Origin of the sequence: Desulfitobacterium chlororespirans DSM 11544, from assembly GCF_900143285.1 — a bacterium.
Classification (GTDB): Bacteria; Bacillota; Desulfitobacteriia; order Desulfitobacteriales; family Desulfitobacteriaceae; genus Desulfitobacterium; species Desulfitobacterium chlororespirans.
On sequence record NZ_FRDN01000020.1, the window covers coordinates 26,678 to 47,020 of the forward strand.

The following is a 20,343-nucleotide window of genomic DNA, read 5'->3' on the forward strand; positions in this document are numbered from 1 at the left end:
AAAGTAGTGAAGTGCGATGAAGCCGGGTTTTCTTTAAAATAGAGGTATATTGCTATTATCGGGAGAAATAAAAGGATTAGAAAGGAAAGGGATAACCCCTATAGAAAGGAGGTAAAGACTTGCACAATGTCGCTGACCTGGTCGAAAATGTCATACAAGGGAATGCTAAGGAATCGGTTCTGATCTCCAGGGATTTATTAGCCAAAGGTTATCGGATAAATCAATTAGTTGAAGGGCTGACAACGGCTTTGGACTCCCTCGATGCCAAATGCAATATGAATCAATTTAACCTGCTGGAAATCTTGTTGGCGGCCAGAGCAATGAAAGAAGTCGTCGATGAGGTAGTGTGCCCGGAGATGGAAAAATTGCCGGCCGAGTTTGGGCCCCTCCAGTTAAAAGGGGTATTCGTCATGGGGACAATTCAAGGAGATATCCATGACTTAGGGAAAAACATTGTCACGACCCTCTTAAGAACGGTAGGCTATAAAGTAATCGACTTAGGCAAAGACGTTTCTCCTGCTCAATTCGTCATGACTGCTAAAGCGGAAAAGGCAGATTTTATCGGAGTGAGCAGCCTAATCTTTTCTTCAGCGGCGGGTATTAGGGAGATAAAGAGGTTGCTAAGAGAAGAGAATATGTCGGATATTATGGTGATAGCTGGGGGAGCTGCTGTTAAACAATTAGGAAAAGAGGATCTCGATGTGGATATGATAGCAAAAGATGCCTTTGAACTGATCAGATTTCTCCAGGCTCATGAAGGGAATGTTGCGGAATGAATAGGTTACAAAGGCTAGAGGCTGCTCTGGCAGGCCATGCTTTTGGTGAAGCACTTTGTATTCCGTTGGTATTTGGCGGGGCAGCTTTTTTAACAGATGTAAAATTAAAAAAGTATCTGCAAAATGGAGAAGTTTTGGCGCAATGTCAGTTAAATTCACAGCAGAAGTTCGACTATGATGCGGTTTTTGTCTACGGCGATAATTGTATTGAAGCAGAGGCTTTGGGATCAAGAATATATTTTCCGGAAAATGCTTATCCCTATATTGAAAAATATCGACTGGAAGATCCCAGGCAATTAAAAGACTTACCGGATTTTAACCCTTCAACAGATGGCAGAATGCCGGAATTGCTGCGGGCTGTCGCGCTTCTCAAGGCCGAACTGGGAAATAGTCTGCCTATTGCCGGAGTAGTCTTGGGACCGATGAGCATTGCCAGCCAATTAATGGGATTGGAAAGACTCTTATACCTTTTACTTGATTCGCCTTGTGAATTTGAAGACATAATAAAATTTACTTCCGGAATCACCTTAAAAGCCGGTTTGGCCCTGCTTGCTCAAGGCGCCCATATCTCGGCGGTAATCGATCCCAGCGCTTCGCAAAGTATTCTGCCCAGCGAGATGTTTGGCCGCTATTTATTACCCTATATCCGTGATATCTTCTTCCAATTCAAAGGGGCAGGGGCGATGGCTTCCTGGCTGGTGATCACGGGAAACAGCAAAGGGCTTTTGCCCTACTATCGCCAGTGTGGAGTAGATATTGCCGGTATAGATTATGAAGTGCCGTTGGCAGAAGCACTGGAGTGGGAAGGAGACTTTTTGATATCCGGAAATATTAAACCTTATCGCTTTGTCAATCAAACACCTCAGGAGATCAGCCGTGAAGGCAAAGAGTTGCTAAGTCTGGCAGCCGGCAGAAGGTTTATTTTAAGCTCAGGCTGTGAAGTGCCTTTGGATACCAAGCCGGAGAATCTTGCCGCATTGATTAAAGCGGTTAGGGATGTGTGATAGATGGATGTGAGGCAAAATACGGCCTTATCTTCTGAAGAAGAACTAAAAAAACAGATTGCGGCCCTTCATAAAATAAACAATATGACGGGTTTTTTGCCCATAAAAATAGAAGAACTGCTGCCGGCCATCAAAGAAGTGATGGAAGAAATTTTTGCTGATTACCAATGCAATTTTAATATATTTCCCAAAAGATATGGCTGCAACAGGTTGGAGCTGGGGGACTGTAAGGCTATACGGGATCAGTTGCCGATGATTTCTGATCAGGATCAGACTTGTCCCTGTTGTACGGGAGAAGCTTGCCGAGGTATTTTTCATTCCCATGTTTGTGTGCCCTTGGTTTCGGGTAAGGAAGTATTTGGAGTGATGACCCTTAAAAGTCTCCTCAAGGTAAGATTAAGCCGGGATTCGCTGGAAATGCTCTTAGCCATTGCCAACCAAGTGGCGGCGACTCTTCAGCGCTCTCAATTATTGAATCGCCTAGCCCAAGAGAAGAACAATCTTGAAGAGGCTAATCAAGAAATCACTCAGCTCAATAGGTCATTGTTCGATACGATTAAGGAGCTGGAAAAGACTCAGCGTCAACTTATTTATTCTGAACGGTTGGCCGCCGCAGGTAGATTAGCAGCTAACCTTACCCATGAGATCAACAATCCCACCGGAATTATTTTGTCCAGGTTGGAATGGCTCCTTTTAGAGGCTTCGGAAAAAGAATTGCCTGAAGAGGTCGTCAAAGATTTGCTGGTTATCAAGAAGCATACAGAACGGATCGCTCAGACCACCCGAGGGTTGCTCTCTTTTTCCAGGCGAACGAAAAATGAAACAGCTTTAGTCGATCTGGAGAAGTTGATCAAGGAAACGGTAGTTTGGCTGGAAAGACAGTTTTCCCGTAAGGATATAATCATTGTCCTTAACCTCAGTCGCCTGCCAACCGTTATCGGCAACAAGGACCAACTGGAGCAAGTCTTAGTCAATATCTTGACCAATGCCAAAGATGCACTGCCAGAAGGAGGCAAGATCACTATTACCACGAAACATGATACTGAAGAAAATAATATTCAGATAGATATTGAGGATAATGGCACGGGAATACCGGAAGACATGATGAATACTATTTTTGACCCCTTTTTTAGTACGAAAGAAAAAGAACTGGGCACAGGGTTGGGATTGCCGATCAGTCTGACCATTATGAAAGAGCATGGCGGCTTTCTGCGCATGGAAAGCACTCCCCATGAGGGCAGCTGCTTTAGTATGATTTTGCCCTATGTACCGGAGAATCAGGAGGGTGATTTGAATGAGTGAGGAGCGACATATCGTCATCATCGACGATGAACCGGATATGCTGGAAACCTGTGCCAGGGTTATCCATCGTATGGGCTATAAATGCACTACTTATGAAGATAGCTGTGAGGCGTTGGAGGAGATCTACAGGCTGCAGCCTGACCTGATCATAACCGATATTAAAATGCCTCAATGCGATGGCTTTGAAGTCCTTGAAAAAGCTAAAGTATGTACTCCCAAGGCCAGAGTCATTGTGATCACAGGGTATGCTTCGGTGGATTCAGCGGTACAAGCCATGAAAGAAGGGGCCTACGATTATCTCTCCAAGCCTTTTCCCATCGAACAGCTGCAGTTGACCATTAATAAGGCGCTTCAGCATATCGCTTTAACAGAGGAAAACCAACTGCTGCGGGCTCAGCTGCAGGAAGGCCTGAACACCGATAATATTATTGGCGCCCGGGGAGGGCTGCAGAATGTCTTTGAGACCATTGGCAAGATTTCCAATAGCGATGCATCCATCCTGATCCTGGGAGAAAGCGGTACAGGTAAAGAAGTTATCGCCCGGGCTATTCATAAAAACAGCCGGCGTTCCACAGGACCCTTTATTCCCGTGGATTGTGCGTCCTTACCGGAAAATTTATTAGAGAGTGAATTATTTGGTTATGAAAGAGGAGCCTTTACAGGGGCTAACATGACCAAACAGGGTTTGCTGGAAATGGCCCATGGGGGAACTCTCTTTCTGGATGAATTGGGGGAACTGACTCCGGCCATGCAGGCCAAGCTTTTAAGAACATTGGAAGAACGAGCGATCCGAAGGGTTGGGGGCAATCGCTTGATCAATATCGATATTCGGGTTTTGGCCGCTACCAATCGTGATTTGGAAAAAGCAATCCGCGCCAAAGAGTTCAGAGAAGATCTCTATTATCGAATCAACGTCATTACCCTCAAGCTCCCTGTCTTGCATGAACGGCAGCAGGACATTCCTTTGCTGGTGAATCATTTCTGCAAGAAGTTCTCCCAGGATATGCATAAGAAGGTAAACGGCTTCACTCCTGAGGCCATGAAGGCTATGAAAAGCTATCTTTGGCCGGGGAATATCCGCGAACTGCGTAATGTTGTGGAAAGGGCCATCTCCCTATCGGGATCAGAGATGGTTGAAATTTCCGATCTGCCGGAAAAAGTTATTGGCGAACAAAAAAAGATTCTCCCTGAGCAGGAGAATCTGGGAGCCTTTTCTTTTCACGAGGCTAAGGATATTTGGTTGAAGAGATTTGAGATGGAATACCTTAAGGAACTTTTGGACAAACATCATGGCAATATTACTCAAGCGGCTAAATCAGCCGGGATGGATCGGAAAACCATTCATAGGCTGATGAATAAGTATGATTTGCAGAGGGGTAGTTAAGCTTCCAAATCGTCGATAACAATGGTGTACTCCTTGGCTTCCGTAGCTGTGCCATCTTGATCTGTGGTAGGAGGAATAGTTAAATGCAATTCTTTCACAGAGGTGACTTCCTTTTCCTTGATAGGAAAAGTGATAAAGCCCTGCTGTACCCGCTGAGGAGGGTAGGTCCCGCCTAAAGATGAGGTCAAGGTGAGATCCGGCGAAGCAATTTCCTTGCCGTCGATGGTCATTTCGAAATCCTCGGGATAAAATAGGACATCTTTATCGGAAGTGTTTCCGATCTCTATACCTAAAGCAATCTTACCCAAGGGTGCATCTGGGTCGGGATCGGTGTTTCTTACCAAACTAACATTGATAATTCTCAATTTCATAGTATCTAAATCAACGATCTTATTGAGCTCCATGGTTTTGCTGAAAACCTCAATTTCGGGCTTCTCCTGGGGAGTTACGGCGGCTGAACCGGGTTCTGGGCCTGAGGAGCAGCCGCTGACAAGGAGAACCAGGCTTGCGGCAAGACTGAAGATGATTTTAGTTGTTACTTTTCCCATAAATATAACCTCCTTATAATTAGGCCTAAATAAGAAAACTCTTGCTTTTGAGCAGGAGTTTTTTTATTGCTCAGAGACCCCACTAGAATTCAATGCAAATAGCGTACCAACTAAATTTTTAGATAAGCCGTTACTATGCCCGGGGTTAAGAGAGGGGAGCGAGACATTCCTGGGACAATCGAGGGACATTTGTGCCCCAATAGGACATAGCTTCGCTTCACAAAGATATCCCAAAACATTCACAGAACGTTCACATAGCTGCTGATAAGCAGCTTTAGTCTTGTTGGCACAATAATTGCAAAATGGAATTAGTAACAATCTTCTCAAGCTTCTCAGTAATAAGGTATGGCCCTAACATTAGGTAACATTGGGCATGGAGGTGAAATGATGTTTGCAAAACTAATTTGGCGGAATGCCAAAAGACGGCCTTGGCAGCAGGGACTGACCCTGTTTGTCGTCGTAGCCTGTGCTGCTGCCCTGACAGCCGGGATACTGTTGGTCTGGGGCATTGAGAAAGGGGGCCAAAGTGCCGTCGATAATCTGGGAGCGGACGTTATGGCTATACCGGCGGATGCCCACCTTGAACCAGGTCAGGTTCTGTTTACCGGGGCGCCTGCCAATATCTATATGAATTCAGAAGTATTGAAGGAGATTGAGAAGGTACCTGGTGTGGAAGCCGTATCAGCACAGTTTTTCAGCCAGACTCTTAATCAGGGCTGTTGCAGCCTTCCGGAAGAATACCGGCTGGTTGGCTATGATCCACAGACGGACTTTCTGATCAGGGACTTATTGGCGAAGGGAGTGGGCAGGGATTTAAAGAACACGGAGGTTATTGTGGGCGGGAATGTGCCTGCTTTTCTAGGAGACCGGGTGGTGGTTTTAGCTGAGCCCTTTGATGTGGCCGGTTATCTGGAACCCATGGGAGGAAGTATTGACGACACGATCTTTGTACCCATTGCAACGGCCCGGAGACTGGCCGGGGAAAGTCCCTATTTACAGGAATATTGGCAGGAGGCCGGGAGCCCGGATCAGTTGGTTTCGTCGGTATTGATTAAAACAAAAGATGGGGCTGATCCGAATCAGGTTGCCAAAGCTATCGATAGGATCAGTGGCATTAAAAGCGTGGCAGCAGGGAAATTATTTTCTGAACTTAAAGAAGAGTTGCTCGTGATTAAAGACATTCTGCGCTTGATGGTGGTCATTATTTGCGGCATCACCATGGCTTCTCTGGCATCACGCTATTCCTCCCTGGTACTGGAAAGACAGCAGGAGTTGGCTCTGTTGCGGGCACTGGGAACAGAAAAAGGAAGCCTATTTAAGCTGGTCATGCTGGAAACCCTTTGCAGCGGACTGGCGGCTGCAGTCATCGGATGCCTGGCTGGATATGGCTTGGTTCTTTATTTGGCAAAGTCCCTGAGCAGGCACAGCTCCTTTCCCTTCATGCTGCCCGAGGCGGTTGAGCTCTGTGTTGCTTGTTTGGGGATTATCGCGTTTATTCTCCTCATCTGTTGTTTGGCCGCTTTCTGGCCGGCCAGAAGTTCATCGCGTTTGGATCCCGTCACCGCTTTAACTGAAGGGGAGCTAAGGTAGGGGGGTACTATGGAAATAGCGTTAAGGAACATTACACATTACTACCGGGACGGTATGGGGGATCGGGTTACCCCCCTGAGAAACATTGACTTAACGATGAGGAGCGGGGATTCTCTCGTGCTCTATGGGCCGTCAGGTTGTGGCAAAAGTACGTTGTTGTTTATCCTGGGTTGCCTGCTAAAACCCTCGGAAGGACAGGTGGATATAGACGGACGTTCCCTCCTCCACTATGGGGAAAAAGAGATGGCCGAATTGAGAAATCGAAAGATAGGCTTCATGTTCCAGATGTGCTATCTGCTTCCCACCCTGACCGTCAAGGAAAATATCATGCTTCCTTTCTGGATTCAGGGAGGGAAGGCAAGGGATGGAAGAGCGGAAGGGAAGACGGTTGATCTTTTGCTGGAACAGTTGGAGTTGGCGGAACGGGCTGATTTTCTACCTTATCAGTTAAGCGGTGGTCAGAGGCGCCGGGTAGCTATGGCCAGAGCCCTGGCTAATGACCCGGAGGTGATTCTGGCTGATGAACCCACGGCGGAGCTTGATGAGGAGAAAAAGGACTTTGTGGGAAAGTGGCTGGGGGAGCAGGCCGGAAAAAAGAAGATTGTTGTGGTTGCTACTCACGATCCGCAATTGGCGGTTTATGCCGGACGGGTTTACAGCTTAAGTCAAGGGCAGTTACAGGAAAAGATTTTGGGGAAGGGAGCCGTTTGTAGCCTAGGATAGGCGCTATCCAAGTGATGGTGAGGTTAAATGAATGGAGGTTAAATTTTTGAACGGAAAAGTAGCTAAGGTTATTGGCGGATTGGGGGCGGTGCTGGGTTTACTAATAGCCTTGACTCCGTTCCAGCTTGCCCCGGTTTGTCAACGATTGTTGGAACTAACCTCAGGCAAGATGGCCCATATGCGCTGCCATTATACAGGCCAAGGGGAGGTGTTTTTAGGAATAATCGTTGTTTTGGTCTCCCTGATCTATCTGTTCAACACATCCATTCCTGCTCAAAAAGCCTTGGGCGGTGTGCTGATGATTTTGGGATGTGCTGTAATTATCCTGCCTACAAATCTGGGGATTGGCGTCTGTATGAATCCGATGGAGTGCCATACCACGGCTAAAACTCTCTATGTCCTGGGGGGCCTGACACTAATTGACGGGTTGGTTGCAGTCTTCCAGGAAAAACTCCCTGTTTCGCCTTCTCAAGATATGAAAGCTTGATCAAGGAAATTTGCTCCTCTTAGAGGATGGACAAAGGAGGTTGAATCATTTGCGGGGGTTGGTCACCGGAAAATTAAGCAAGGCCTTAGGGCTCAATATGGTTGTCGTTGGTTTGGTGATGGGATTTGCCCTTTTTGCCACCTATGCTGTTCCTCTGCCGGAAAAAGCAGAGGCTGCAGGGCAAGCTGGATATCTTACCTTTCAGTCGACCTGTACAGCCTGTCATACCGTGGATACTGTGCAGAATTATCAAGGCTCTTCCCCTTGGCCGGAAATTATCGGCTTGATGAAGGGCTATGGGGCTTTCATGCAAGAGGAAGAGGAAGCAGAGATTCTTCACTATTTAGAAGAAGCTTACCCCAGATAAGTGGGGGTCTAAGGAGGAATGGGGGATTAAACAATGACTTTTTTTAATGAAGAAGGGGATAAGGAAGGTTTTGTGGTTTTGGCACTGGGAATATGGGCGGCCATAACCCTGGTCTTCATGATCGCCAGGAGTTGGGCAGCGGGAAACGCCTATTGGGTAGCCATCTTTATGGGGCTAATTTGCTTTGCAGCCGCCTTTTCCGTTTATACATGGAGAGTTTTGATTCTGGACCGTAAAGGGGGTATGGAAGATGGAGAACAACAATAAAGGGGAAATATCAAGACGCAAATTCCTCGGCATCATGACCGGGGTACCCTTGGTTTTGAGTGTGGGAACCCCTGCAGTTGCGGTAGGAAAGATGATCAGTCCCCCTGAGGCTCTCAAGCCGATTCCTCCGCGAATGGCGATTCTCAAGGAAGATGAGCTTTTGGAGAAGCCCAAAGAAATCATCTATGATGGCCTTCCCGCTATGATCTTCAAAAGAGGCAATGAATATCGAGCCTTTTCCAGGGTCTGCACCCATCTCGGCTGCACGGTCATGTGGAATGAGGCGGAGAAACGCTTTGAATGCCCTTGTCATGGCGGCATTTTCGATGAAGACGGGAATGTTCTGGACGGGCCGCCGCCCAAACCTTTAACCCGTTTGAGGGCCTGGGTGGAAGACGGTTATGTCATGGTGCAAAGGGAGGTTGTTTAGCGTGGCGCTTGAACCTAAAGAGGTCGGAGTAAAAGACATGTTTAAGGAAATCGCTGAACATCCTGTCCCCAGGCATGCCCGTAATTTCATATTCTGCTTTGGCGGGATCTCCTTTCTGTTATTTTTGGTTCAGGTTGTTACGGGTATCGTGCTGGCGGTTTACTACAACCCGACCATGGAAGGCGCCTATCAGAGCGTGATGTTTATCAATAATGAAGTTTTCATGGGCAAAGCTTTGCGTTCGGTTCATAACATTGCGGCTAACCTGATGCTGATTATGGTGGTCTTGCATTTTTTGCGGGTTGTGTTTACCGGCGCCTACAAACCTCCCCGTCAGTTCAATTGGGTTGTGGGTGTGCTTCTGCTGCTTTTAGTCATTTTATTTTGTTTCACAGGATATCTTTTGCCCCTGGATCAGGTGGGTTATTGGGCGGCAATTATCGGCACCAAGATATTGGGGTCAATTCCTGTCGTCGGTGATCAGCTCTTGCTGCTGGGCCAGGCCGGAACCAAGATTACGGACCATACCCTGATGAGGTTCTTTATTATCCATATCGTGGTACTGCCGGTGGTTGTCATAGTGTTGCTGATTGCGCACTTTTTAATGATTCGTAAACAGGGGATTTCCGGTCCGCTGTAGGAGGTGATGAGAATGGACACCAATAAAAAGGAATTGGATAAGGATACTGTACCTTTTTTTCCCAACCATTTAACGACCGAAGTGAGTGTAGCCCTTGGTATTCTTGGCGTTGTTTTCTTTCTGGCTGGAGTAATCCCCAAGGACTTGGGGCCGCCGGCCAACCCCGTCATGACCCCTGCTCATATTGAACCGGATTGGTACTTTATGTGGCTTTTTGGTCTGTTAAAGATTGTCCCCCAGCTTTTGGGCTTGCTGATTCCGGCTCTTCTGGTTATAGGAATTTTCTTATTGCCATGGCTGGACAGGAGCACATCCCGTCGGCCTGAAGCAAGGCCATGGGTCATTATTGGAGCGGAGATCGTACTGATCCTCATGGTGGTATTAACTTATATCGCCTTGCATTTTTAATTATGGATTAAGAGTTGGACACGTATGGGGGTGAATCAATGACGGGAAACGGGCGGAATAATCCATCGTTTCACTTGCTTTCAATTTTCTGCATTTGGCTGGGGATGGGTTTCTTGGTAGGGATCACAGGGAGTGTAATTGCGGCACCTCATTATGTTCTGCCGGATGATCGCGAGGCTAAGCTGGTCTATGCATCCGGTTTGCAGCCGCAGCAGTCTACGGGGACTCAAAGCGGCGATCCCAGCGGTGCGCCAGGTAAAACAGCCAGAGAAGGAGAGCTCTTTCTGAAAAAAGGCTGCACCCAGTGCCATGAAGTCAGTTATTACGGAATAGCCGGTGGTGTGACAGGTCCCGATCTTACCAAGGCGTATGGGGATGTGCCGGATCGTTTTGGGAAGACCCTCGCCGAGTTTTTACAAGAACCGGAAGGGACAATGGCTGAGATGTTTGTCAGAATGGATATTACAGAAGATGAAAAAAATCAGGTTCTCGAATTATTAACGGCAGCCGGCGGAAAGACGGCCCAGCAACCAGCCGATGCAGAGAGCGAAAATACGGAAAATACCAATAACCCGGAGTAAAGAGCGGTATCGGCAATAGAATAATGCAAATGTATAGGGAGGTTTTTAGCAAGTGGAAAAAGGACTGTTTAAGAAGATTGTATTGTCCCTGGCAGGGCTGCTGGTTGGCCTGGTCATAGCTGTTTACTTATCCGCCCAGCTTAATCCCGAGGCGGAGGCTGCTGCTGCCTTCGGCGGGAAAAATATATCTGTGGACGGTGTTTCTGACGATGTGGTGCAGGCGGCCCTGAAAACCTATGTGCCACCCGGTCAGCTGGATGAGTATTATATGTTTGCCTCAGGGGGCCATTCAGGTAATGTCTTTGTCTATGGTGTGCCATCCATGCGTCGGATCAGAACAATTCCGGTATTTACCCCCGAGTCCGCCGTAGGGTATGGCTGGACGACGGAATCCAAGGAAATGCTTGGCGAATGGAGCTGGGGGGATGTCCATCATCCTGCTTTGAGCGAGACCAAGGGAGATTATGACGGGCGCTGGCTTTTTGTCAATGATAATGCCAACAGCAGGGCCGCCCGGATCGATCTGGATTCCTTCAGGACCAGTCAAATTTTGGATATTCCTAATATTTATGGACCCCATAGCGCTGTATTTATGACACCTAACTCCGAATACTTTATGCTGGGGTCCCGCTTTGCCGGACCGATACCTTATGGGACCTATTCCCCCATTGAGAATTTATCAAAAGATTATAATTGTGTTTTAGCAGCGGTGGCTATAGACCCCAATAACGGTGAGATGAGCGTGGGATGGGAAGTGCTGATGCCCCCCTGGTCCTTCGATTTATCGGATGCCGGCAAGCTGGACAGTGAAGGCTGGGCCTTTCTGACAACCTATAATACTGAGGAGGCCTATGAGCTGCTGGAGGTCAATGCCTCCCAGCGGGAAATGGATTATGTGGTCGCTTTAAATTGGAAAATGCTCGAACAGGCGGCCAATGAAGGAAAATACAAAATAGTTGATGGCGTCAAAATGATTGATCCCCTGGATGTACCGGGCTCCGTTTATTTGGTTCCGGCTATGAAGAGCCCCCATGGTGTGGATGTCACACCAGATGGAAAGTATTTCATTGCTAACGGAAAAGTGGCTCCGGTAGCTACCGTATTCAGCTTTGAGAAATTCAAGGAATGCATTGACAACAAAGACTTCCAGGGCGAGGAACGGGGTTTCCCGATTGTCAATTACGAGAAAGTAAGAGTGGCGGAAGTGCCGGTGGGCTTAGGACCATTGCATACTCAATTTGACGGCAACGGTTATGCCTATACCACCTTATTTATTGACAGTACTATTGCCAAGTGGAGTCTGGATACCTTTGAGGTTGTCGATGTTACTCCGGTTCATTATTGCCCAGGCCATCTGTGTGCTGCTGAGGGAGACACTGTCTCTCCGGATGGCAAGTATCTGGTCTCCTTGAATAAGCTGGCCAAGGATAAATTCCTGTCTGTTGGTCCATCCCATCCCGAAAGTGCCCAGCTGATTGATTTAACCACGGATAAAATGAAAATTTTGATGGATGTTCCCACAGATCCCGAGCCTCACTTCGCTCAGATGATTAAAGCCGATAAGATCACGACCTGGGAAGTGTTTGAGAAAGATCCCAGCCAGCCGGGCGCTGTTTATGAGAAGGAAAATGCTCGCATTGAACGGGACGGCAACAATGTCACAGTCTATCAAATGGGCTTCCGCAGCCGCTATTACCCGGATCATGTGGAGGTCAATGAAGGGGACCATGTGACCTGGTATTTAACCAATACGGATTTCGATGAGGATATCACCCATGGCTTTGGTATTTGTCTGTATGACCTTAATGCGGAAGCACAACCGGGTGAGACGATAAAATTTGAATTTGTTGCTGATAAAGCGGGAGTCTATCCTTTCTATTGCACCAACTTCTGCTCGGCACTCCATCAGGAAATGCAGGGCTGGTTTATTGTCAAGCCAAAAGGCCTATAAAGCTCTATAGAGCTTTGTCACTGGACCAAGCCGCCCTAAGATTCCTGGGCAGGTGCCCAAGGGCGGCTAAGTCCAGTATGGACTCGACTAACCCTCAAAGGGGGGCGAATCTCCCTTTGAGGGAAGTCTCGTTCAAAGAAGAATCGCGGGGGATCCTTGCTCAGGGATCCCTCCCCCCTTAACTGTAAGAAAGGCGGTTAACCATGGATTTTGTAAGCAAGCTTTTCAAGGGAAACCTTAATCTCATCGGGAGAATCATGTTTGGTGCTGCCGGTTTAGTTCTCTTAGCCTCCCTCTTCTTGCCTTGGTGGCATTTGGATTTGGTGGCACCTCAATATCCGGAGGGTTTGTCCGTGATTGTCTATCCGGACAAACTGGATGGCCGCATCGATATCATCAATAATATCAATCACTATATCGGTATGAAGTGGATCAGTGAAGATGACTTCCCGGAATTTCAAGTTATTTCTAAAGTTGCCTATGTGATCATTGGCCTGGCTATTATTACCGCCCTGGTGAAGAAAAGGTGGCTTGCCTGGCTGACCGCCGGTCTGGGTGCTGTAGGCGGCATGCTCGGGGTGTACGATTTATGGCGCTGGCTGCGGGATTATGGAACCCAACTGGATCCAATGGCAGCGATCAAGATCGAGCCCTTCACTCCACCGATTATCGGCACCAATAAGCTTGCCAATTTTATTACCTACACAGGCTTCAATTCAGGCGGATATTTGCTGGGGCTGAGCATTATCCTTATGCTGCTGGCTGCTTGGAGGTTTAAGGAACATGAAAAGCAAAAAGAATAGGCGCTGCTTTTGGCTGATTCTGTTTCTTTTCCTGTGGCTCATTCCGTTATCAGCTCAGGCCGCTACGCTGGAAGTTCAAGGCAGCGGCTCGGCGGAGAGCATTCAATCTGCCCTGGCCAGGGCTGCTCCCGGGGATACTATCAATGTTTACAGCGGGACTTACGTAGGAAAGATCGTGATCGATAAGGCGGTCTCCTTGATCGGAATTGGTACGCCGATTCTTGATGGGGGAGGTGAGGGGGATGTGGTCAGCATTAAAGCCGATGGAGTGACCTTTAAGGGGTTTCAAGTCATGGGCAGCGGCAAAAGATTGCAGGACTCCGATGCGGGGATCAAGCTCTATTCCGCCGGCAATGTGATTGAGGATAACAAGCTGATCAATAATCTGTTTGGCATGTATCTGTTGAAGTCGTCTGATAATACACTCCGCAATAATGCGATCATCGGCAGACCCGCTAAAAACAAGCTTAAAGAGTCGGAAAAAAAAGAGATTGGAGAGGCCGGAACCTATGACATTTTGCCCAGCTTTGAAGGGGAAAACGGTGACGGGATTCATCTCTTTGCAGCATCCCATAATGTAATCGAGAATAATGAGATTACCGATACCAGGGATGGCATCTACTTCAACTATGCCCACGACAATCGGCTTTTGTATAACCATATTGAAGGGGTGCGCTATGCCATTCACTATATGTATTCTGATGATAACTATTTTGAAGGAAATATTGCGACCAATAATGTGGCGGGGGCAGCTCCCATGTACTCCAAACGGATAACCTTTCGTCAGAATGTTTTCGCCTATAACCGTGGTCACCGCTCCTTTGGGGTGCTGTTTTCCAGCTGCAATGACTGTCTGGCCGAGGGGAATATTATTTTCGGCAACACCAGGGGGGCACTCTTTGATGTGTCCTACCACAACACCTTCCGCAATAATTTGGTGGCCTCCAACGATATCGGTATTGATCTGATTTCCAGTTCGGGATTCAATACGTTTACAGAAAATAATTTTATGGATAATATGGAGCAAATCGCTTTCCGAGCCGGGAGGATTGGGGAAGGGAATGTGTTCTATGAGGAAGGGAAAGGCAACTATTGGAATGACTATCGGGGATTCGATCTGAATCAGAATGGAATAGGTGATACTCCCTATCTGACAGGAGATATTTTTACTTATTTGATGAACAAAGCGCCTGCTGTGCGTCTTTTCTTAAACAGTCCTGCTGCTAAAGCTTTGGAGTTTGCCGAAAACATGTTTCCGGTTATAGAAATCCCCAAAGCTGAAGATGTATATCCTTTAATCAAGCCAGTGGCGATAGAGATCAATGCACAGTTTAACATCGAGAAGAATCAGGTTTCCAATAAGGTCTTTGGTGCTTATTCCCTGCTCATGCTCCTCATAGCAGGGATGATAACCGCCCGGGCATTTGGGGTGAGTTCTCAGGGCATTAAACGAGTGGAGAGTTTTTTGAGAGGAGGCCAAAAATGAGTCGCAAGCTAATGGTTTTGCTTACTCTCTGGTGTTTAGCCCTTACAGGATGTTCGTCAGGAGACGTTGCCGGGACTCCCCGGGAGATTGACCCCACTATCGATATTTGCCCTGTTTGCAAGATGAGTGTAATCGATGAGCATTTTGCGGCCCAGATTATTGACAGTCAGGGGCAAGCTGAGATCTTTGATGATATAGGATGTATGTCGATCTTTATGCGGAGATTGGAAGCAGAGGCGAAGGATAGTATTTTAGCCACTTATGTCAAAGATTTCGAGAGTATGGAATGGCTCAAGGCCCAGGAGGCCTTTTATGTGCAAGGCCGGATCGATACTCCCATGAGTTTTGGGATCGTAGCCTTTGCAGCCGAGGAAGCGGCCCGGAAATTTGCTGAAGAGGTGGGAGGGAAACAGCTGACCTGGGAACAGGTTCTGACAGAGCCCTTAACCATCGGCTTAGATATTGAGTTTAATCAGGAAGATTTCAATGTCCAGGACTTGGATACAGGAGAAACTCGGGAAACCCAGGAAGAGAGGGGAAATTAGATGCGGCTGATCAATGTAGTGACCATAGCAGAAAAGGAACTATTGGAATCCATACGCAGTAAATGGTTGGGTACATTTACCGTGGTGTTTGCTTTAATCGCCCTTCTGGTTTCTTTTTTTGGTTTGTCCAGTCTCGGGGTTGGGGGGCAGCAGGGATTTAACCGGGTCACAGCCAGCCTTTTAAACCTGGTGCTGTATTTGCTGCCCTTGATTGCTCTTGTGATGGGCTCAGCGACAGTAGCCGGTGAAAAGGAGGCTGGCTCCCTTCACGTTCTGCTCACCCAGCCCATTAATAAAGCTGAAGTGATTATCGGCAAGTTCGGCGGTTTGGCCCTGGCTTTAATTGCGTCTATTCTGGTTGGCTTTGGCGGGGCGGGAGTCGTGATCGCCTGGAAAACAGGGTCAATCAATATTAAGGATTATCTGATGTTTGTGATCCTCTCCATGATTTTGGCCCTGGTATTTCTCAGTATCGCCATACTCATTTCTGTCATCGTCTCGCGAAGAGCTCAAGGGATCGGTTTGGGAATTTTTATTTGGTTTTTAATGATTTTAGTTTATGATTTTTTAGCTATAGGGGTGGCGGGCTTATCAAATGTATCCGTCATTATCCCCCTATTGCTGCTGCTTCTGCTGGCCAATCCGGCCGATATGGTGCGTGTACTGGTCATCTTGCAGCTTGGCGGTGAAGAAACCTTCGGACCTACGCTGGTCGCTTTGACGAGGATGCTCACTCAGGGGTCGGGGGAACTTTTGTTGTATGGGGCCCTTTTGATTTGGATGATCATACCTCTTCTGCTTGCGGCAGTTTTGTTCGGCCGCAAACAGGATTATTAGGAGGGGGATCCTATGGAAGTTATCAATACTTTAGAAGTGAAACATGCCCAGAAGTTTTATGGTCCGTTTCAAGCAGTTAAGGATATTAACTTAACGGTGGAAAAAGGGGAAATCTATGCCTTGTTGGGGCACAATGGGGCCGGAAAATCAACATTAATAAAAATGATTTTAGGGTTGGTAAAACCCTCCGCCGGGATGATCGAAATTGAGGGATTAAATTATGATGCCAAGAATAAGGAGATTAAGAAAAGGGTAGGTTATTTGCCGGAGAGAATGAATTTCTATGATAATTTGACGGCATGGGAGACGATATCGTTTTACGCTAAATTAAAAGGGATAACCGGGAAACGATGTGGAGAGGTGCTGGAGCAGGTCGGTTTAAGGGAAACAGAACACCGGAGAGTGGGGACCTTTTCCAAAGGAATGCAGCAGAGATTAGGTTTGGCCCAGGCTATTATCCACAAGCCCGATTTGCTTGTATTGGATGAACCCACAACCGGGTTGGATCCTATTGGCATCCTGGAATTAAAGGCAATGATTCGAAACTGGAACAAGGAAGGGACAACTATCTTGTTTTCCTCACATAATCTTAATGATGTGGAAGAACTGGCCCAGCGGATTGGCATTATGAATCGCGGTGAAATGATTGCTCAAGGCAGTTTGGCAGAATTACAGGATAGGTTGGGCCTGCCCACGAAAATAAAAATAGATCTTGCTGTGATTCCGGTTGATTTAGAGGGAATACTCGTGGGAAAGCGAATTAAAACATTTCAGGTTGAAGGAAAAACCGTAAGTATTGATTGCCCAAAAGATAAGAAGACCCAAGTCATAACAGCTGTAATGGATGGAGTGCTGAAAGTACTTGATTTGCGCTTGGAAGAACCGGGATTGAACAGTATTTATCAGAATATCATGGCGGAACCGGCTGTTTTAGTGAACTAAATAAATGGAAATTTAAATTATATTTGACAATCACCTCAGAACCCAATATAATGTTAATGTTCAAGTAGAAGCCATCCGCTTCTCACCTCATGGCTTGAGTCGATGAGGTATCTTCGGGTCCTGAGCCGCTGTGCTTGCTCATGATTTGTATGGAAGACGGGTGGAACTCTGCCCGTCTTTTTTGTGTGATTTTTTTTGGAGGTGGTTCGTTATTAGCAAGGATTTACGGATTAACGACGAAATCCGGGCCCGGGAAGTTCGTCTTGTCGGGGAAGAGGGAGAGCAATTGGGGATTGTCCAGCTTAGAGATGCTCAACGGATTGCTGCTGAGAAGTCTCTGGACTTAGTGGAAATTGCACCAACTGCTAAGCCGCCTGTTTGTAAGATCATGGATTATGGTAAGTACAAGTATGAGCAGGCCAAACGGGATAAAGAGACCCGTAAAAAACAGAAGACCATGGAAATCAAAGAAGTTAAGCTTCGCCCTAATATTGAGGACCATGACTTCGAAACCAAAGCACGCAATGCCCAACGCTTTTTAAATGATGGCGATAAGGTTAAGGTAACGATTATGTTCCGTGGTCGGGAGGTTACCCATCCGGAACTTGGGAGAACTTTATGCCTGCGTCTGGCTGAGTTTTGTAAAGCTGAGGCTAATATAGAGCGTGATCCCAAGCTTGAAGGACGCAATATGATTATGATTTTAGCGCCTGTGAAACACGACTAACACGAGAGGGGGATATCCCAATGCCAAAAATGAAAACTCACCGCGGAGCTGCGAAACGTTTTAAGAAAACAGGTACGGGTAAAATTGTTCGTCATCATGCTTTTACAAGCCATATCCTGGAGAAGAAATCTCCAAAGCGTAAGCGCAATCTGCGTAAAGGTACTGTCATGCACAAAACCGATGCTAAACGCATTGCTCGCTTAGTTGCTTATCTATAAGATTGGCAAGGGTCGGGGCGCATTGTGAGACAAGCTTTGTTCGGCATGAACCGGGCAGATAAGAGATGAGAAGATGACAGAGATTAACATGTAAGGAGGTCTTCGCTATGGCCCGTGTAAAAAGAGGGGTAACGAAGCATCAACGTCATAAAAAAGTATTAAAGCTTGCTAAAGGGTTTCGGGGAGCAAAGAGCAAACTCTACCGGCCGGCTAATGAGCAAGTCATGAAGTCCTTGGCTTATGCCTATGCTCACCGCAGAGATAAAAAAGGTGATTTCCGTAAATTATGGATCGCTCGTATCAATGCAGCTGCCCGTCTGAACGGATTAAGCTACAGCCGGATGATGAACGGCCTGAAAATAGCCGGAGTATCCGTTAACCGTAAAATGTTGGCTGATCTGGCCATCAATGATGCAGCAGCTTTCACCGAATTAGTCAATGTAGCTAAAGCTCAACTGAGTGCGAAATAAAGAATACATCAAAGGGTGCTGAGGCACCCTTTTTACATAGGTGCTAAGAAGAGCTTTGCATTTGCGGAACTATTTGTGAGTGCCCGGATTGGCTATACTAGTGCTGAATGGTTTTTTGGTTTAAGCAAAGGGTTTTCGGGGTGATGATATGCTGACCTCCTTGCAGAATGAGCAAGTCAAATATGTGGTCAATCTCCATAAGCGGAAGTTCCGTGAGGAGAACGGTGAATTCCTGATCGAAGGCTGGCGCTTTGTGGAAGAGGGCCTTGCCCGGGGTGCTCATTTGACAAAGGTTTTCTTTTGCGCTGAGCATAAAAATGCAGCATGGCCCCAGCTGGCAGCGGCTTTGCAAGATAAAGAAGTACCGATCATCGAAGTGGATGGACGGGTGCTGCGGAAAATGAGCGATACGGAAAACCCTCAGGGAATTCTGGCCGTTGTCAAGCAGCCTAAGTGGACCTGGGATGATTTTATCACTGTCCGGGACCGACAAGACTTGTCCCTGCTGTTGATCCTGGATGGAGTTCAGGATCCCGGCAACTGCGGAACGATATTACGGACGGCCCTGGCTGCGGGGGTAACCCATGTCTGTCTGACGGAAGGGACCGTGGATCTCTATAATCTTAAGGTGCTGAGGAGTACCATGGGAGCGATCTTTTCCCTGAAGATCTTAACCCATTGCCGGCCGGAAGAGATTCTTAAGGTGTGTCAGAATCAAAAGCGGCCTATCTTTGTTGGCGATATTGAGGGAACGGATCTTTATGAGACTCATTTTGCACAGCCGATGGCTTTAGTGGTGGGTAATGAGGGAAATGGGCCTTCTGCTGCTTTTCGAGGTCCTGGAATGAAGCGGATCACCATCCCCATGAGCCATCAGGTGGAATCCCTCAATGTGGCGATGGCTACAGGAATTATTCTTTATGAATTAAGGCGCCGAATAACCCTAACAACTTGAAACCCGTCACTTATCAAGAGCACATTTTTATTAAAAACAACGGCTTTGACTTATTACAAGGCCGTTGTTTGCTTTTGTTATTCCAGTATCCGGCGGCTTGCTGTTTAGCTGAAATTTATTATCAGAGCAAACGCTATTGATAAAACGTCTATTTAGTGTTACTATATAGCAGTAGTAAGTAATACTGAATACAAGTGATACAAAATAGCGAAGGAGGAATTGTGCTGGAAAACCTAACGGAAATGCTCAAAGGCGTGCTTGAGGGCTGCGTCCTGGAAATAATAAGCCGCAAAGAAACCTACGGCTACGAAATCACGCGGCAGTTGAACGCCCTCGGTTTCACTGATGTTGTGGATGGAACGGTATATACCATCCTGATCCGGCTTGAAAAAAGCAAGCTGGTGGAGATCACCAAGAAGCCCTCCGACATAGGGCCGCCGCGCAAGTTTTTCGCACTCAATGACGCGGGGCGGGAAGAACTGCGCAAGTTTTGGGAAAAGTGGGAGTTCGTATCATCAAAAATTAACGAGTTAAAGGAGGAAAAATAAATGAATTTTTGGGAGAAGATCACAGGCAGCGATATGACTAAAGAATTGAAAATTTTTGAATCGCGAGTCCAAAAGCTGCCGGCTGAGTATCAAGCGGCATGGGAAAAAGTTAATGCCAATCTTTGGCCGCACTCAGATTTCACCGGTCGCAACCTCATGCCCATTCTCGACGGTGTGCTTGGCCTGCTCGAAGAAGCGGCGGCGGACGGCCAGAGTGTCCAAGAGGTTTTGGGTGACGATATCAAAGGGTTCTGCTCAGCGCTGGCCGGTGAAGAAGGGGCAAAGTCTTATCAAGACAAGTGGCGGGAGCAGCTCAACCATAATATCGCTAAAAAACTAGGCAAATAGGAGGAT

Annotated in this window: 26 protein-coding genes; 25 read left to right on the top strand and 1 reads right to left on the bottom strand. The window is 47.1% G+C overall.

All coding sequences use genetic code 11. The annotated features are described in order from the left end of the window. Window positions 1-119: 119 nt before the first annotated feature. From BUA14_RS24695 to BUA14_RS24710, 4 genes are read left to right on the top strand one after another with little or no spacing between them, the layout of a single operon-like run. The gene (locus tag BUA14_RS24695) at window positions 120-776 is read left to right on the top strand and encodes a cobalamin B12-binding domain-containing protein (protein ID WP_072775021.1); all 657 of its coding nucleotides are present in this window, start codon (window positions 120-122) and stop codon (window positions 774-776) included. Continuing rightward, window positions 773-1,780: a uroporphyrinogen decarboxylase family protein gene (locus BUA14_RS24700; protein ID WP_072775022.1), complete on the top strand. Its 1,008-nt coding sequence runs from the start codon at window positions 773-775 to the stop codon at window positions 1,778-1,780. The genes BUA14_RS24695 and BUA14_RS24700 overlap by 4 nt, the downstream gene beginning before the upstream one ends. Before the next feature lie 3 nt (window positions 1,781-1,783). After that, window positions 1,784-3,082: a sensor histidine kinase gene (locus BUA14_RS24705; RefSeq protein ID WP_072775023.1), complete on the top strand. Its 1,299-nt coding sequence runs from the start codon at window positions 1,784-1,786 to the stop codon at window positions 3,080-3,082. Further along, the gene (locus BUA14_RS24710) at window positions 3,075-4,466 is read left to right on the top strand and encodes a sigma-54-dependent transcriptional regulator (RefSeq protein WP_072775024.1); all 1,392 of its coding nucleotides are present in this window, start codon (window positions 3,075-3,077) and stop codon (window positions 4,464-4,466) included. Before BUA14_RS24705 ends, BUA14_RS24710 begins: the two co-directional genes overlap by 8 nt. Here the strand turns inward: BUA14_RS24710 and BUA14_RS24715 are convergent. Further along, window positions 4,463-5,014 (bottom strand): hypothetical protein, encoded by a 552-nt coding sequence (locus tag BUA14_RS24715; protein WP_072775025.1) that lies wholly within the window; start codon window positions 5,012-5,014, stop codon window positions 4,463-4,465. The two genes, BUA14_RS24710 and BUA14_RS24715, sit on opposite strands and share 4 nt — an antisense overlap. Window positions 5,015-5,401: 387 nt before the next feature. Between BUA14_RS24715 and BUA14_RS24720 the strand changes: the two genes are divergently transcribed. The 21 genes from BUA14_RS24720 to BUA14_RS24820 all read left to right on the top strand — a co-directional run bounded on the left by BUA14_RS24720 (window position 5,402) and on the right by BUA14_RS24820 (window position 20,337). Then, window positions 5,402-6,604, top strand: coding sequence for an ABC transporter permease (locus BUA14_RS24720; RefSeq protein ID WP_072775026.1), 1,203 nt, complete (start codon window positions 5,402-5,404; stop codon window positions 6,602-6,604). Window positions 6,605-6,613: 9 nt separating this feature from the next. Beyond that, entirely contained in the window at window positions 6,614-7,327 is a 714-nt protein-coding gene (locus BUA14_RS24725; protein ID WP_072775027.1) for an ABC transporter ATP-binding protein, read from the top strand. Between the two features lie 31 nt (window positions 7,328-7,358). Next, window positions 7,359-7,814, top strand: a complete 456-nt coding sequence (locus tag BUA14_RS24730) for a DUF4418 family protein (protein ID WP_072775028.1) — start codon at window positions 7,359-7,361, stop codon at window positions 7,812-7,814. Window positions 7,815-7,863: 49 nt separating this feature from the next. Beyond that, window positions 7,864-8,181 (top strand): c-type cytochrome, encoded by a 318-nt coding sequence (locus BUA14_RS24735; protein ID WP_072775029.1) that lies wholly within the window; start codon window positions 7,864-7,866, stop codon window positions 8,179-8,181. Window positions 8,182-8,214: 33 nt separating this feature from the next. Continuing rightward, the gene (locus BUA14_RS24740) at window positions 8,215-8,448 is read left to right on the top strand and encodes a hypothetical protein (RefSeq protein ID WP_072775030.1); all 234 of its coding nucleotides are present in this window, start codon (window positions 8,215-8,217) and stop codon (window positions 8,446-8,448) included. Beyond that, window positions 8,432-8,878 carry a QcrA and Rieske domain-containing protein gene (locus BUA14_RS24745; protein ID WP_072775031.1) on the top strand — a complete coding sequence of 149 codons (447 nt, stop codon included), beginning with the start codon at window positions 8,432-8,434 and terminating at the stop codon, window positions 8,876-8,878. The genes BUA14_RS24740 and BUA14_RS24745 overlap by 17 nt, the downstream gene beginning before the upstream one ends. After that, on the top strand, window positions 8,850-9,518 hold the full coding sequence (locus tag BUA14_RS24750; protein WP_178371805.1) for a cytochrome b N-terminal domain-containing protein: 669 nt from the start codon (window positions 8,850-8,852) through the stop codon (window positions 9,516-9,518). The genes BUA14_RS24745 and BUA14_RS24750 overlap by 29 nt, the downstream gene beginning before the upstream one ends. A 12-nt stretch (window positions 9,519-9,530) precedes the next feature. Further along, complete coding sequence (locus tag BUA14_RS24755; RefSeq protein WP_072775033.1) at window positions 9,531-9,926, top strand: cytochrome b family protein; 396 nt, start codon at window positions 9,531-9,533, stop codon at window positions 9,924-9,926. Between the two features lie 38 nt (window positions 9,927-9,964). Further along, entirely contained in the window at window positions 9,965-10,507 is a 543-nt protein-coding gene (locus BUA14_RS24760; RefSeq protein WP_072775034.1) for a cytochrome C, read from the top strand. Window positions 10,508-10,559: 52 nt separating this feature from the next. Continuing rightward, window positions 10,560-12,458, top strand: a complete 1,899-nt coding sequence (gene nosZ, locus BUA14_RS24765) for a Sec-dependent nitrous-oxide reductase (RefSeq protein ID WP_072775035.1) — start codon at window positions 10,560-10,562, stop codon at window positions 12,456-12,458. 203 nt (window positions 12,459-12,661) lie between these two features. Then, a complete protein-coding gene (locus tag BUA14_RS24770; RefSeq protein WP_072775036.1) occupies window positions 12,662-13,261 on the top strand; it encodes a hypothetical protein in 600 nt (199 codons plus the stop codon). After that, complete coding sequence (locus BUA14_RS24775; protein ID WP_072775037.1) at window positions 13,242-14,747, top strand: NosD domain-containing protein; 1,506 nt, start codon at window positions 13,242-13,244, stop codon at window positions 14,745-14,747. Before BUA14_RS24770 ends, BUA14_RS24775 begins: the two co-directional genes overlap by 20 nt. Further along, window positions 14,744-15,292, top strand: a complete 549-nt coding sequence (locus tag BUA14_RS24780; RefSeq protein ID WP_072775038.1) for a nitrous oxide reductase accessory protein NosL — start codon at window positions 14,744-14,746, stop codon at window positions 15,290-15,292. The genes BUA14_RS24775 and BUA14_RS24780 overlap by 4 nt, the downstream gene beginning before the upstream one ends. Then, on the top strand, window positions 15,293-16,129 hold the full coding sequence (locus BUA14_RS24785; RefSeq protein ID WP_072775039.1) for an ABC transporter permease: 837 nt from the start codon (window positions 15,293-15,295) through the stop codon (window positions 16,127-16,129). Window positions 16,130-16,141: 12 nt separating this feature from the next. Then, window positions 16,142-17,071, top strand: a complete 930-nt coding sequence (locus tag BUA14_RS24790; protein ID WP_072775040.1) for an ABC transporter ATP-binding protein — start codon at window positions 16,142-16,144, stop codon at window positions 17,069-17,071. A 181-nt stretch (window positions 17,072-17,252) separates the two neighbouring features. Then, on the top strand, window positions 17,253-17,798 hold the full coding sequence (gene infC, locus BUA14_RS24795; protein WP_143153508.1) for a translation initiation factor IF-3: 546 nt from the start codon (window positions 17,253-17,255) through the stop codon (window positions 17,796-17,798). Window positions 17,799-17,818: 20 nt separating this feature from the next. Next, complete coding sequence (gene rpmI / locus BUA14_RS24800; protein WP_005808207.1) at window positions 17,819-18,016, top strand: 50S ribosomal protein L35; 198 nt, start codon at window positions 17,819-17,821, stop codon at window positions 18,014-18,016. Between the two features lie 107 nt (window positions 18,017-18,123). After that, window positions 18,124-18,486: a 50S ribosomal protein L20 gene (gene rplT, locus BUA14_RS24805; protein WP_072775041.1), complete on the top strand. Its 363-nt coding sequence runs from the start codon at window positions 18,124-18,126 to the stop codon at window positions 18,484-18,486. A 148-nt stretch (window positions 18,487-18,634) separates the two neighbouring features. Then, a complete protein-coding gene (locus BUA14_RS24810; protein ID WP_072775042.1) occupies window positions 18,635-19,441 on the top strand; it encodes a TrmH family RNA methyltransferase in 807 nt (268 codons plus the stop codon). A 224-nt stretch (window positions 19,442-19,665) separates the two neighbouring features. Further along, window positions 19,666-19,989, top strand: coding sequence for a PadR family transcriptional regulator (locus BUA14_RS24815; RefSeq protein WP_207649565.1), 324 nt, complete (start codon window positions 19,666-19,668; stop codon window positions 19,987-19,989). After that, window positions 19,990-20,337 carry a DUF1048 domain-containing protein gene (locus BUA14_RS24820; RefSeq protein WP_072775044.1) on the top strand — a complete coding sequence of 116 codons (348 nt, stop codon included), beginning with the start codon at window positions 19,990-19,992 and terminating at the stop codon, window positions 20,335-20,337. It begins immediately after the preceding gene. The last annotated feature ends 6 nt before the right edge of the window (window positions 20,338-20,343 follow it).

Bases quoted from the DNA above. Each gene is read 5' to 3' on its own strand.
- BUA14_RS24780 (WP_072775038.1), top strand. From the start codon at position 14,744: ATGAGTCGCAAGCTAATGGTTTTGCTTACTCTCTGGTGTTTAGCCCTT.
- BUA14_RS24810 (WP_072775042.1), top strand. From the start codon at position 18,635: ATGCTGACCTCCTTGCAGAATGAGCAAGTCAAATATGTGGTCAATCTC.
- BUA14_RS24705 (WP_072775023.1), top strand. From the start codon at position 1,784: ATGGATGTGAGGCAAAATACGGCCTTATCTTCTGAAGAAGAACTAAAA.
- BUA14_RS24820 (WP_072775044.1), top strand. From the start codon at position 19,990: ATGAATTTTTGGGAGAAGATCACAGGCAGCGATATGACTAAAGAATTG.
- BUA14_RS24710 (WP_072775024.1), top strand. From the start codon at position 3,075: ATGAGTGAGGAGCGACATATCGTCATCATCGACGATGAACCGGATATG.
- BUA14_RS24740 (WP_072775030.1), top strand. From the start codon at position 8,215: ATGACTTTTTTTAATGAAGAAGGGGATAAGGAAGGTTTTGTGGTTTTG.
- BUA14_RS24720 (WP_072775026.1), top strand. From the start codon at position 5,402: ATGTTTGCAAAACTAATTTGGCGGAATGCCAAAAGACGGCCTTGGCAG.
- BUA14_RS24770 (WP_072775036.1), top strand. From the start codon at position 12,662: ATGGATTTTGTAAGCAAGCTTTTCAAGGGAAACCTTAATCTCATCGGG.
- BUA14_RS24745 (WP_072775031.1), top strand. From the start codon at position 8,432: ATGGAGAACAACAATAAAGGGGAAATATCAAGACGCAAATTCCTCGGC.
- BUA14_RS24750 (WP_178371805.1), top strand. From the start codon at position 8,850: ATGTCATGGTGCAAAGGGAGGTTGTTTAGCGTGGCGCTTGAACCTAAA.
- BUA14_RS24700 (WP_072775022.1), top strand. From the start codon at position 773: ATGAATAGGTTACAAAGGCTAGAGGCTGCTCTGGCAGGCCATGCTTTT.
- rpmI (WP_005808207.1), top strand. From the start codon at position 17,819: ATGCCAAAAATGAAAACTCACCGCGGAGCTGCGAAACGTTTTAAGAAA.
- BUA14_RS24715 (WP_072775025.1), bottom strand. From the start codon at position 5,014: ATGGGAAAAGTAACAACTAAAATCATCTTCAGTCTTGCCGCAAGCCTG.
- rplT (WP_072775041.1), top strand. From the start codon at position 18,124: ATGGCCCGTGTAAAAAGAGGGGTAACGAAGCATCAACGTCATAAAAAA.
- BUA14_RS24790 (WP_072775040.1), top strand. From the start codon at position 16,142: ATGGAAGTTATCAATACTTTAGAAGTGAAACATGCCCAGAAGTTTTAT.
- BUA14_RS24760 (WP_072775034.1), top strand. From the start codon at position 9,965: ATGACGGGAAACGGGCGGAATAATCCATCGTTTCACTTGCTTTCAATT.
- BUA14_RS24785 (WP_072775039.1), top strand. From the start codon at position 15,293: ATGCGGCTGATCAATGTAGTGACCATAGCAGAAAAGGAACTATTGGAA.
- BUA14_RS24755 (WP_072775033.1), top strand. From the start codon at position 9,531: ATGGACACCAATAAAAAGGAATTGGATAAGGATACTGTACCTTTTTTT.
- BUA14_RS24730 (WP_072775028.1), top strand. From the start codon at position 7,359: ATGGAGGTTAAATTTTTGAACGGAAAAGTAGCTAAGGTTATTGGCGGA.
- BUA14_RS24775 (WP_072775037.1), top strand. From the start codon at position 13,242: ATGAAAAGCAAAAAGAATAGGCGCTGCTTTTGGCTGATTCTGTTTCTT.
- BUA14_RS24725 (WP_072775027.1), top strand. From the start codon at position 6,614: ATGGAAATAGCGTTAAGGAACATTACACATTACTACCGGGACGGTATG.